This window comes from Arthrobacter sp. SDTb3-6, from assembly GCF_013376095.1.
In the GTDB taxonomy this organism is placed as follows: Bacteria; Actinomycetota; Actinomycetes; order Actinomycetales; family Micrococcaceae; genus Specibacter.
Window position 1 is genome coordinate 107,552 of sequence record NZ_JAAMFN010000001.1, and the last position, 12,187, is coordinate 119,738.

The 12,187-nt window shown below is 63.6% G+C and carries 6 protein-coding genes; 5 read left to right on the forward strand and 1 reads right to left on the reverse strand.

What is annotated here, in order from left to right:
• The first annotated feature begins 43 nt into the window (after window positions 1-43).
• Window positions 44-3,562 (forward strand): DNA-directed RNA polymerase subunit beta, encoded by a 3,519-nt coding sequence (gene rpoB, locus G6035_RS00540; RefSeq protein WP_176615125.1) that lies wholly within the window; start codon window positions 44-46, stop codon window positions 3,560-3,562.
• Window positions 3,563-3,699: 137 nt separating this feature from the next.
• The gene (locus G6035_RS00545) at window positions 3,700-7,602 is read left to right on the forward strand and encodes a DNA-directed RNA polymerase subunit beta' (protein ID WP_176615126.1); all 3,903 of its coding nucleotides are present in this window, start codon (window positions 3,700-3,702) and stop codon (window positions 7,600-7,602) included.
• 85 nt (window positions 7,603-7,687) lie between these two features.
• On the opposite strand, the gene G6035_RS00550 is transcribed toward G6035_RS00545, so the two are convergent.
• Window positions 7,688-8,680, reverse strand: a complete 993-nt coding sequence (locus G6035_RS00550; RefSeq protein WP_176615127.1) for a patatin-like phospholipase family protein — start codon at window positions 8,678-8,680, stop codon at window positions 7,688-7,690.
• Window positions 8,681-9,082: 402 nt separating this feature from the next.
• On the opposite strand from G6035_RS00550, the gene rpsL reads away from it, so the two are divergent.
• From rpsL to fusA, 3 genes are all read left to right on the forward strand, one after another.
• Complete coding sequence (gene rpsL, locus G6035_RS00555) at window positions 9,083-9,457, forward strand: 30S ribosomal protein S12 (RefSeq protein WP_176615128.1); 375 nt, start codon at window positions 9,083-9,085, stop codon at window positions 9,455-9,457.
• A gap of 1 nt (window position 9,458) precedes the next feature.
• Window positions 9,459-9,929: a 30S ribosomal protein S7 gene (rpsG, locus tag G6035_RS00560; protein ID WP_054012305.1), complete on the forward strand. Its 471-nt coding sequence runs from the start codon at window positions 9,459-9,461 to the stop codon at window positions 9,927-9,929.
• An 82-nt stretch (window positions 9,930-10,011) separates the two neighbouring features.
• Window positions 10,012-12,126, forward strand: a complete 2,115-nt coding sequence (gene fusA, locus G6035_RS00565) for an elongation factor G (protein ID WP_176615129.1) — start codon at window positions 10,012-10,014, stop codon at window positions 12,124-12,126.
• The last annotated feature ends 61 nt before the right edge of the window (window positions 12,127-12,187 follow it).

Genomic DNA, 12,187 nt, shown 5'->3' on the forward strand with positions numbered 1-12,187 from the left:
GGGTTCACAAGAACTAGCCTGCAGGTCTGTGGAAGGATCCCTCTTGGTCGCCTCGAGCACCTCTAATGTAAATAACGCTGCAACCGCTATCGATTCAAACAGCACTGACGGTGCAAAGAGTCGCCTCTCATTCGCCAAGATTCACGAGCCGCTTGACGTGCCGAATCTGCTCGCACTCCAGACCGAGAGCTTTGACTGGCTCGTCGGCAACGAGCGCTGGCAGGGCCGCATGGAAGCCGCCGTGAACGCCGGTGATGACAGCGTGGCCGTCACGTCCGGGCTGTCTGACATCTTCGAAGAGATCTCCCCGATTGAAGACTTCCAGGGCACCATGTCCCTGTCCTTCACGGAACCGGAGTTCGCCGATCCCAAGTTCACCGTTGACGAATGCAAGGACCGCGACGCCACGTACGCGGCGCCCCTGTACGTCAAGGCTGAATTCATGAACAACCTCACGGGCGAAATCAAGCAACAGACCGTGTTCATGGGCGATTTCCCGCTCATGACCGACAAGGGCACCTTCGTTATCAACGGCACCGAACGTGTTGTTGTGTCCCAGCTGGTCCGTTCCCCGGGCGCCTACTTTGAGCGCACGGCAGACAAGACCAGCGACAAGGAAATCTTCACCGCCAAGATCATCCCCTCGCGTGGTGCCTGGTTCGAGCTGGAAATCGACAAGCGGGACCAGGTCGGCGTGCGCCTTGACCGCAAGCGCAAGCAGTCCGTCACCGTGCTGCTCAAGGCACTGGGCTGGACCGAGGGCCAGATCCTGGAGGAGTTCGGCGAGTTCGACTCCATCCGCGCCACGCTGGAAAAGGACGCGACCACCGGCCGCGAAGATGCGCTGCTGGACATCTACCGCAAGCTGCGCCCGGGCGAGCCGCCGACGGTTGACGCAGCCGACGCGTTGCTGAACAACCTCTACTTCAACGCCAAGCGCTACGACCTGGCCAAGGTCGGCCGCTACAAGATCAACCGCAAGCTGGGCATCGACATGCCGCTGAGCAACCCGGCGTCCTCCGTCCTCAGCGTCGATGACATCGTTGCGATGATCAAGTACCTCGTCACCCTGCATGCCGGCGGCAAGACCACCAAGGGCATCCGCGACGGCGCCGAAGTCGACCTCCGCGTTGACGTGGATGACATCGACCACTTCGGCAACCGCCGCATCCGCGCCGTGGGCGAGCTCATCGAGAACCAGGTCCGCACCGGCCTGTCCCGCATGGAGCGCGTTGTGCGCGAGCGCATGACCACCCAGGACGTCGAGGCCATCACGCCGCAGACGCTGATCAACATCCGCCCCGTCGTGGCTGCGATCAAGGAGTTCTTCGGAACCTCCCAGCTGTCGCAGTTCATGGACCAGAACAACCCGCTCGCCGGCCTGACGCACAAGCGCCGCCTGTCCGCGCTGGGCCCGGGTGGTCTGTCCCGCGACCGCGCGGGCATGGAAGTCCGTGACGTCCACCCGTCGCACTACGGCCGCATGTGTCCCATTGAAACCCCTGAGGGCCCGAACATCGGCCTCATCGGTTCGCTGGCCTCCTACGGCCGCATCAACCCGTTCGGTTTCATCGAGACCCCGTACCGCCGGGTCAAGGACGGCGTCGTCTCCAACGAGGTTGACTACCTGACGGCTGACGACGAAGTTGACGTTGTCATCGCCCAGGCCAACGCGCCGCTGGATGACGACAACCGCTTCACCGAGGAAACCGTCCTGGTCCGCCAGCGCGGCGGTGGCGGCGAGCCCGTCCTGGTCCCGGCCGACGAGGTCGAGTACATGGACGTTTCCCCGCGCCAGATGGTGTCCGTGGCAACCGCCCTGATCCCGTTCCTGGAGCACGACGACGCCAACCGTGCCCTCATGGGTGCGAACATGCAGCGCCAGGCCGTGCCGCTGGTCCAGTCCGAGGCCCCGTTCGTGGGCACCGGCATGGAGCGCCCCACGGCTGTTGACGCCGGTGACGTGGTCATCGCCAAGAAGGCCGGTGTGGTCTCCGAGGTTTCCGCCGACGTCGTGGTGATGTTGAACGACGACGGCACGGAGACCAGCTACCCGATCGCCAAGTACCAGCGTTCCAACCAGGGCACCGCCTACAACCAGCGGGTCCTCGCCTCCGAGGGCCAGCGTCTGGAAGTCGGCGGCATCATCGCCGACGGTCCCGCAACGGACATGGGCGAGCTCGCCCTGGGCAAGAACCTGCTCGTGGCGTTCATGTCCTGGGAAGGCCACAACTACGAGGATGCCATCATCCTCTCCCAGCGCATCGTTGCCGAAGACGTGCTGTCCTCGATCCACATCGAGGAGCACGAGATCGACGCCCGCGACACCAAGCTCGGTGCCGAGGAAATCACCCGGGACATCCCGAACGTTTCCGAGGAAATCCTGGCCGGCCTGGACGAACGCGGCATCATCCACATCGGTGCCGAGGTTGAGGCCGGGGACATCCTGGTCGGCAAGGTCACCCCCAAGGGCGAGACCGAGCTGACCCCGGAAGAACGCCTGCTGCGCGCCATCTTCGGTGAGAAGTCCCGCGAAGTGCGTGACACCTCCCTGAAGGTGCCCCACGGCGAGTCCGGCACCGTCATCGGTGTCCGCGTCTTTGACCGCGACTCCGACGACGACCTGCCCCCCGGAGTGAACCAGCTGGTCCGCGTATACGTGGCCAACAAGCGCAAGATCACCGACGGTGACAAGCTGGCCGGCCGCCACGGAAACAAGGGCGTCATCTCCAAGATCCTGCCGATCGAGGACATGCCGTTCCTGGCCGACGGCACCCCCGTGGACATCGTCCTGAACCCCTTGGGTGTTCCGGGGCGCATGAACGTGGGCCAGGTGCTGGAGATCCACCTCGGCTGGGCTGCCAAGACCGGCTGGAAGGTTGAAGGCGAACCGGACTGGATCAAGAACCTGCCGAACCTTCCGCGCGAGATCGGCCAGACGAAGGTTGCGACCCCCGTGTTCGACGGCGCCCGCGACCAGGAGATCACCGGGCTGCTTGACTCCACGAACGTGACCCGTGACGGCGACCGCCTGATCGATTCCTCGGGCAAGACGCGCCTGTTCGACGGCCGCTCCGGCGAGCCGTTCCCGGATCCGGTGTCCGTTGGCTACATGTACATCCTCAAGCTCCACCACCTGGTGGATGACAAGATCCACGCGCGCTCCACCGGCCCGTACTCCATGATCACCCAGCAGCCGCTGGGTGGTAAGGCACAGTTCGGCGGCCAGCGCTTCGGTGAGATGGAAGTGTGGGCCCTGGAGGCCTATGGCGCCGCGTACACGCTGCAGGAACTGCTCACGATCAAGTCCGATGACATCCACGGCCGCGTCAAGGTCTATGAGGCCATCGTCAAGGGTGAGAACATCCCGGAGCCGGGCATTCCGGAGTCCTTCAAGGTTCTCATCAAGGAAATGCAGTCGCTGTGCCTGAACGTGGAAGTCCTTTCCACCGACGGCACCACGATTGAGATGCGTGACTCGGATGAAGAAGTCTTCCGGGCCGCGGAGGAGCTGGGCATCGACCTCTCACGGGCCGAGCCGAACTCCGTCGAAGAGGTTTAGCGAAGCCGGCGGCGGCACCCAGCCGTGCCGCCGCCGTTCCCCCTCTTTCCGTACCCGTGGCCCGGTGGTCGGGCAAACCTCGACCCCGGGCCTGTAGAGACATTCAGACTTAGAGAATTAGAGAGAACAGGACCCATATGTCCAGCGAATCCTCCTTCGGCCTCATGCAGATCGGCCTGGCCACCGCGGAAGACATCCGCGACTGGTCGCACGGCGAAGTCAAGAAGCCGGAAACCATCAATTACCGCACCCTCAAGCCCGAGAAGGACGGCCTCTTCTGCGAGAAGATCTTTGGCCCGTCCCGCGACTGGGAATGCTACTGCGGCAAGTACAAGCGCGTGCGCTTCAAGGGCATCATCTGTGAGCGGTGTGGCGTTGAGGTCACCCGTGCCAAGGTGCGCCGCGAACGCATGGGCCACATTGAACTTGCTGCGCCCGTCACGCACATCTGGTACTTCAAGGGCGTCCCGTCCCGTCTGGGCTACCTGCTGGACCTGGCGCCGAAGGACCTGGAAAAGGTCATTTACTTCGCCGCCTACATGATCACCAGCGTCGACGAGGAAGCCCGCCACGACGAGCTGCCGAACCTCCAGATCGAGCACGACCTGGAGAAGAAGCGCATGGTTGACACGCGCGACTCCGACATCGCCACGATTGCCCGCGACCTCGAAAACGAGATTGCGCGCCTCGAGGGCGAGGGTGCCAAGGCAGCCGACAAGAAGAAGGCCCGCGACTCCGCGGACCGCCAGATGGCCAACGTGCGCAAGCGCGCCGATGCGGACATCGACCGCCTCGAGCAGGTCTGGGACCGTTTCAAGGGCCTGAAGGTCGCCGACCTCGAAGGCGACGAGGCGCTGTACCGCGAACTGCGTGACCGCTACGGCATGTTTTTCGAAGGTGCCATGGGTGCCGAGGCGATCAAGAAGCGCCTGGAGACCTTCGACATGGCTGCTGAAGCGGAGATCCTGCGCGACATCATCCAGAACGGCAAGGGCCAGCGCAAGACGCGTGCCCTCAAGCGCCTGAAGGTTGTCAACGCGTTCCTGACCACCAACAACAGTCCGCTCGGCATGGTCCTGGACGCCGTCCCGGTGATCCCCCCGGAACTGCGCCCCATGGTCCAGCTCGACGGTGGCCGTTTCGCCACCTCGGACCTGAACGACCTGTACCGCCGTGTGATCAACCGCAACAACCGCCTCAAGAGGCTGCTTGACCTGGGTGCTCCGGAGATCATCGTCAACAACGAAAAGCGGATGCTGCAGGAAGCCGTTGACTCGCTGTTCGACAACGGCCGCCGCGGCCGTCCGGTCACCGGGCCGGGCAACCGCCCGCTGAAGTCGCTCTCCGACATGCTCAAGGGCAAGCAGGGACGCTTCCGCCAGAACCTGCTTGGCAAGCGCGTTGACTACTCCGGCCGTTCGGTCATCGTTGTCGGCCCGCAGCTGAAGCTGCACCAGTGCGGCCTGCCCAAGCAGATGGCCCTGGAGCTCTTCAAGCCGTTCGTGATGAAGCGCCTGGTTGACCTCAACCACGCCCAGAACATCAAGAGCGCCAAGCGTATGGTGGAGCGTTTCCGCCCGCAGGTGTGGGATGTTCTCGAAGAGATCATCACCGAGCACCCGGTGCTGCTGAACCGTGCACCAACCCTGCACCGTTTGGGCATCCAGGCGTTCGAGCCGCAGCTGGTTGAAGGCAAGGCCATCCAGCTTCACCCGCTGGTGTGTGGCGCCTTCAACGCCGACTTCGACGGTGACCAGATGGCAGTGCACCTGCCGCTGAGCCCCGAGGCACAGGCTGAAGCCCGCATCCTGATGTTGTCCTCCAACAACATCCTGAAGCCTTCGGACGGCCGCCCGGTCACCCTGCCTTCGCAGGATATGATCATCGGCCTGTACCACCTGACCACCAAGCGCATTGGCGCCGTGGGCGAAGGTCGGATTTTCTCCACCCCGGCCGAGGCCGTCATGGCGCACGACGCCGGCGAGCTGCACTTGAACTCGCAGGTCAAGATCCGCCTGGAGAACTTCGTGCCGTACGCGGGCTGGGAAGCCCCCGAAGGCTGGGAGGCCGGCCAGCCGGCCATCGTGGCGACGTCGCTGGGACAGGTCATCTTCAACGAGACCCTGCCCGCCGACTACCCGTGGGTTGAGAAGGTTGCCGACAAGGGCCAGCTCTCCGAGATCGTCAACGACCTCGCCGAGCGCTACCCGAAGGTTGTGGTGGCGGCAACGCTGGACAACCTTAAGGATGCAGGCTTCTACTGGGCCACCCGCTCCGGCATCACGGTTGCCATCTCCGACATCGAGGTGCCCAAGGCCAAGCCGGCCATCCTGGAAAGCTACGAGACCAAGGCCGCCAAGGTCCAGGCACAGTTCGACAAGGGCCTGATCGCCGACGACGAGCGCCGCCAGGAGCTCATCGACATCTGGAACCAGGCAACGAACGAGATCGCCGAGGCGATGCGTGCGTCGCTGTCCGCCTCCAACACGATCAACCGGATGGTCTCCTCCGGCGCCCGTGGTAACTGGATGCAGGTTCGCCAGATTGCCGGTATCCGCGGCCTGGTGGCCAACCCGAAGGGTGAAATCATTCCGCGCCCGATCAAGTCCTCCTACCGGGAGGGACTGTCGGTCCTGGAGTACTTCATCGCCACGCACGGTGCCCGCAAGGGTCTGGCCGACACGGCCCTCCGTACGGCAAACTCGGGCTACCTGACCCGTCGCCTCGTGGACGTTTCGCAGGATGTCATTGTCCGTGAAGACGACTGCGGCACCGAGCGCGGCCTGACCCTGCCCATCGCAGTGGTCACCGAAAACGGCGAGATCAAGCTGCACGAGGAAGTCGAGAACAGCGTGTACGCACGCACCTTGGCTGCCGACGTGGTGGATTCCTCCGGCACCGTGCTGGCAAATGCCGGCGACGACGTCGGCGATGTCCTCATCGCCAAGCTGTTCGCGGCCGGCATTGAAGAGATCAAGGTCCGCTCCGTGCTGACCTGTGAATCCACGGTGGGCACCTGTGCCCTGTGCTACGGCCGTTCGCTGGCCACCGGCAAGACCGTGGACATCGGTGAGGCCGTGGGCATCATCGCCGCACAGTCCATCGGTGAGCCCGGCACGCAGCTGACCATGCGTACCTTCCACACCGGTGGTGCCGTTTCGGCCAGCCGCGGGGAGGACATCACCCAGGGTCTGCCGCGTATCCAGGAGCTCTTCGAGGCCCGTACCCCGAAGGGTGTGGCACCGATCGCAGAGGCCGCCGGCCGCATCAACATTGATGAGTCCGAGCGCACCATGCGTTTGATCCTCACCCCGGACGACGGAACCGAAGAGATCGCCTACCCGGTCCTGCGCCGTGCCCGCCTGCTGGTCGCAGACGGCGAGCACGTGGTGGTTGGCCAGAAGCTGATTGTCGGTGCCGTGGACCCGAAGCAGGTCCTGCGCATCCTCGGCCCGCGTGCCGCCCAGAAGCACCTCGTTGAGGAAGTCCAGGGCGTGTACCGCAGCCAGGGTGTGGGCATCCACGACAAGCACGTGGAAGTCATCGTCCGCCAGATGCTCCGCCGCGTGACGGTCATCGAGTCCGGCGACTCCAACCTGCTGCCCGGCGAGCTTGCCGAGCGCGGGCGCTTCGAGACGGAAAACCGCCGCGTGGTGTCCGAGGGCAAGAAGCCGGCCTCGGGCCGTAACGAGCTCATGGGCATCACCAAGGCCTCGCTGGCCACCGAGTCCTGGCTCTCCGCCGCTTCCTTCCAGGAAACCACCCGCGTCCTGACGCAGGCGGCCATGGAAGGCAAGTCCGACCCCCTGCTGGGCCTGAAGGAGAATGTCATCATCGGCAAGCTCATCCCGGCCGGCACCGGACTGCCTCGCTACACCAACGTCACGGTGGAGCCGACGGAAGAGGCCAAGGCCAACCTGTTCACCGGTCCGAGCGCGTTCAGCGACTTTGACTACGTGGGCGGCGTGGGCGACCTCGGTGCAGAGTTCCGTGCCATCCCCCTGGATGACTACGACCTGGGCACCAACTTCTCCGGCTAGCATTCGGCCAAGAAGTACGACGGCGGTTGGCGGGCTTCCCTGTGAAGCCCGCCAACCGCCGTCGTGCGTTGGGCAGGCAAATTGCCTACTTGGTGTAGTCCCCGGCCTTCCAGGTGCCCCAGTCCCAGCCGGCGAGGAACTTCTGCCCGCTCGCCCTGCCCTTGGCGAAAAGTGCCTCCTTGTCCGCCGGGGTCAGGTGGAAGTCGGTGGCCCGGTAGTTGGAGGTGTCGACGAAGATGGTCCGGGAAACCGCCTGCGGGTCGTTGACGTAGCTGCGGTCGTGCGCACCAACCATGGTGCTCAGCAAGGACTTGGCCAGTTGCAGGTTGCTGTTGTTCGGCGCCCAGTCCTCGGTGCGGATGCTGGTCTGCCCGGAAAGCTTGACGCCGAGGGTGGGCCACCGCGACGGCTGGCCGTCATGCCTGTCAAAGATCGCCATGGGAAAGTTGGAGAGCAGGCCGCCGTCGGCACACACAATGTGGTCGTGTCCGATCAGGGAGGTGTTGGCGGGCATCATCCAGGGCCGGAAGAAAAACGGGATGGAGGCGGATGCCCGGATGGCATCCGCCACGGACACCCTGTCGGGGTCAAGGCCCAACAGGGATTCATAGTCCCAAGGGAGTCGGAGCATGAGGCCACGCGAAACGTCGGAGACGATCACCACCAGCCGGTACCGGTGCGCTGGCGGGAGGGCGCTGCCGGGATCATCCTGCTTCAGGTCCGCCCAGGTGTAGACGCCCTGGCCGGCCAGCGTCTCGGAAATCCAGTCGTGCAGGAAGCCGCCGGCGAAGAGCCCCTCGTGGAGGAGCAGCCCGGCGGATGCACCCAGGCCGGGCACGTGGGCCAGGAAGCCCGACTCGTCCTCGAAGCGGGCAAAGTCCAGGTCATCCATGACGCCCTTGACCTGGGAAACGGACATGCCGGAGGCCAGCAGGCCTGCCACGATGGCCCCTGCCGAGGTGCCGGCCACCCGGTGGAAGGTGTAGGGGTCGGCGTGTTCGGCCAGGGCCGTCACCGCCCCCACCAGGCCGGACCCCTTGACGCCGCCGCCTTCCAGCACCAAATCTGCATCTGCCATGGCACACCTGCAATCCGCCGAAAATCCGCTCCACATCGGGTGCTGCAAGTGGGAGACCGGCCAGCGTGCGGCGTGGAGTACCTTCGAGAGTGCGCGCGCCAGTCCGTCCTGTCAAGGATTAACGGACCGTGATTTCAGGACCGTGCCCACGGCATGGTAACGTAGTGGTAATTGTTAGTGTGGCAGTGGATAAGAGCGCCCGGTTCCCTTGGATTTCCAGGGGACGCGGTTCGCGGGTCCGGGTTGTACGGTTCTTGTACAGCGAATGCCACATTTTTGCATGCCTAGGCGCTGTGAAGTCGCCCAAGTCTGCGACTACCAGTAAAAGGCTCTTCCCAGGTGCTTGACGGCCGGGGAAAGCGACACGAGAAGCATCTCGAGAAAACAACGGAGAACACGAAAGTGCCTACGATTAACCAGCTGGTCCGGAAGGGCCGGTCACCCAAGGTCACCAAGACCAAGGCTCCCGCACTGAAGGGCAGCCCCATGCGCCGCGGCGTTTGCACGCGCGTTTACACGACCACCCCGAAGAAGCCGAACTCGGCCCTTCGCAAGGTTGCCCGCGTGCGCCTCAACGGTGGCGTGGAAGTTACCGCCTACATCCCCGGTGTTGGCCACAACCTCCAGGAACACTCCATCGTGCTGGTCCGCGGCGGCCGCGTGAAGGACCTTCCCGGTGTTCGTTACAAGATCGTCCGCGGCGCATTGGATACCCAGGGCGTCAAGAACCGCAAGCAGGCCCGCAGCCGCTACGGTGCAAAGATGGAGAAGAAGTAATATGCCTCGCAAGGGTCCGGCCCCCAAGCGGCCGCTAGTTGTAGATCCCGTATACGGTTCCCCCCTGGTCACGCAGCTGATCAACAAGGTTCTGGTTGACGGCAAGAAGTCCACCGCGGAGCGCATTGTCTACGGTGCACTCGAAGGTGTTCGCGAGAAGACGGGCGGCGACCCCGTTGCAGCCCTGAAGAAGGCCATGGAAAACATCAAGCCGAGCCTCGAGGTGAAGTCCCGCCGCGTTGGTGGCGCCACCTACCAGGTTCCCGTTGAGGTCAAGCCCGGTCGCCAGACCGCCCTGGCCCTGCGTTGGCTGGTCGGCTACTCGAAGGCCCGCCGCGAGAAGACCATGACCGAACGCCTGCGCAACGAGGTCCTGGATGCCTCGAACGGGCTTGGTGCCGCCGTCAAGCGTCGCGAAGACACCCACAAGATGGCCGAGTCCAACAAGGCATTCGCCCATTACCGCTGGTAACTAGAGCCGTGAGGGTGGTTCCGGACGGCCTTGGCGCCGTGCGGAACCACCCGCAAGCTCATCTCTAGAAAAGGGAGAAACCGTGGCACAGGACGTGCTTACAGACCTTAACAAGGTCCGCAACATCGGCATCATGGCCCACATTGATGCCGGCAAGACCACTACTACCGAGCGCATCCTGTTCTACACGGGTGTGAACCACAAGCTTGGCGAAACCCACGACGGTGCCTCGACGACTGACTGGATGGAACAGGAAAAGGAACGCGGCATCACCATCACCTCCGCCGCGGTGACCTGTTTCTGGAACAACAACCAGATCAACATCATTGACACCCCCGGCCACGTTGACTTCACGGTTGAGGTTGAGCGCTCCCTGCGTGTGCTCGATGGCGCCGTTGCCGTCTTCGATGGCAAGGAAGGCGTGGAGCCGCAGTCGGAGACCGTGTGGCGCCAGGCCGACAAGTACAACGTCCCGCGCATCTGCTTCGTCAACAAGATGGACAAGCTCGGCGCCGACTTCTACTTCACTGTCGACACCATCATCAACCGCCTGGGCGCGAAGCCGCTCGTCATGCAGCTGCCGATCGGTGCTGAGAGCGAATTCACCGGCGTCGTTGACCTGCTGACCATGAAGGCACTCGTCTGGGCCGGCGACTCCAAGGGTGACGTCACCATGGGTGCCGCCTACGAGATCCTGGACATCCCTGCAGACCTGCAGGAAAAGGCTGAAGAGTACCGTGCAGCCCTCGTAGAGGCCGTTGCAGAGTCCTCCGAAGAGCTCATGGAGAAGTACCTCGAAGGCGAAGAGCCGTCCATCGAGGAACTGAAGGCCGGCATCCGCACGCTGACCGTCAACTCCGAGATCTACCCCGTGTTCTGTGGTTCCGCGTTCAAGAACCGCGGCGTGCAGCCGATGCTCGATGCTGTCATCGACTACCTGCCGAACCCGCTGGACGTTGGCGCCATGGTGGGCCACGACCCCAAGGACGAGACCGTCGAGCTCAAGCGCGAGCCCAGCGAGACGGAGCCGTTCTCGGCCCTGGCCTTCAAGATTGCCACGCACCCGTTCTTCGGACAGTTGAACTTCATCCGCGTGTACTCCGGCCGTGCAACGTCCGGAACGCAGCTGCTGAACTCGACCAAGCAAAAGAAGGAGCGCATCGGAAAGCTCTTCCAGATGCACGCCAACAAGGAAATGCCGGTTGACGAGATCCACGCAGGCCACATCTACGCGGTGATCGGCCTGAAGGACACCACGACCGGTGACACCCTGTGCGACCCGGCAAACCCGATTGTGCTTGAGTCGATGACCTTCCCCGAGCCCGTGATCTTCGTTGCCATCGAGCCGAAGACCAAGGGCGACCAGGAGAAGCTTTCCACGGCCATCCAGAAACTCTCCGCTGAGGACCCGACGTTCACCGTCAACCTCAACGAAGACACCGGCCAGACCGAAATTGGCGGCATGGGCGAGCTCCACCTGGACATCCTGGTGGACCGCATGCGCCGCGAGTTCAACGTCGAAGCCAACGTTGGCAAGCCGCAGGTTGCGTACCGCGAAACCATCAAGCGGGCTGTTGCCAAGCACGACTACACGCACAAGAAGCAGACCGGTGGTTCCGGCCAGTTCGCCAAGATCCAGATCGCGATCGAGCCGCTGGACACTGCCGAAGGTGCCATGTACGAGTTCGACAACAAGGTCACCGGTGGCCGTGTTCCCCGTGAATACATCCCCAGCGTTGACCAGGGCATCCAGTCCGCCATGCCTGACGGCGTGCTGGCCGGCTACCCGATGGTTGGCATCAAGGCCACGCTGCTTGACGGCGCGTCCCACGATGTTGACTCGTCGGAAATGGCGTTCAAGATCGCCGGCCGCATGGCGTTCAAGGAAGCTGCGCGGATGGCCAACCCGGTCCTGCTTGAACCGCTGATGGAAGTTGAAGTCCGCACCCCTGAGGAATACATGGGTGAAGTTATCGGTGACATCAACTCCCGCCGTGGCCAGATGCAGTCCATGGAGGATGCCAGCGGCGTCAAGGTCATTCGTGCCCTGGTGCCCCTGTCCGGCATGTTCGGCTACATCGGCGACCTGCGGTCCAAGACCCAGGGCCGCGCCGTGTACTCGATGAAGTTTGACAGCTACGCGGAGGTCCCGAAGGCAGTTGCCGACGAGATCATCCAGAAGTCCCGCGGCGAATAACCGTACTTTTGCTTGGGTCCGTTCCCGCACTTTATGCTGGTACGGACCCAAGCAAGCAGTA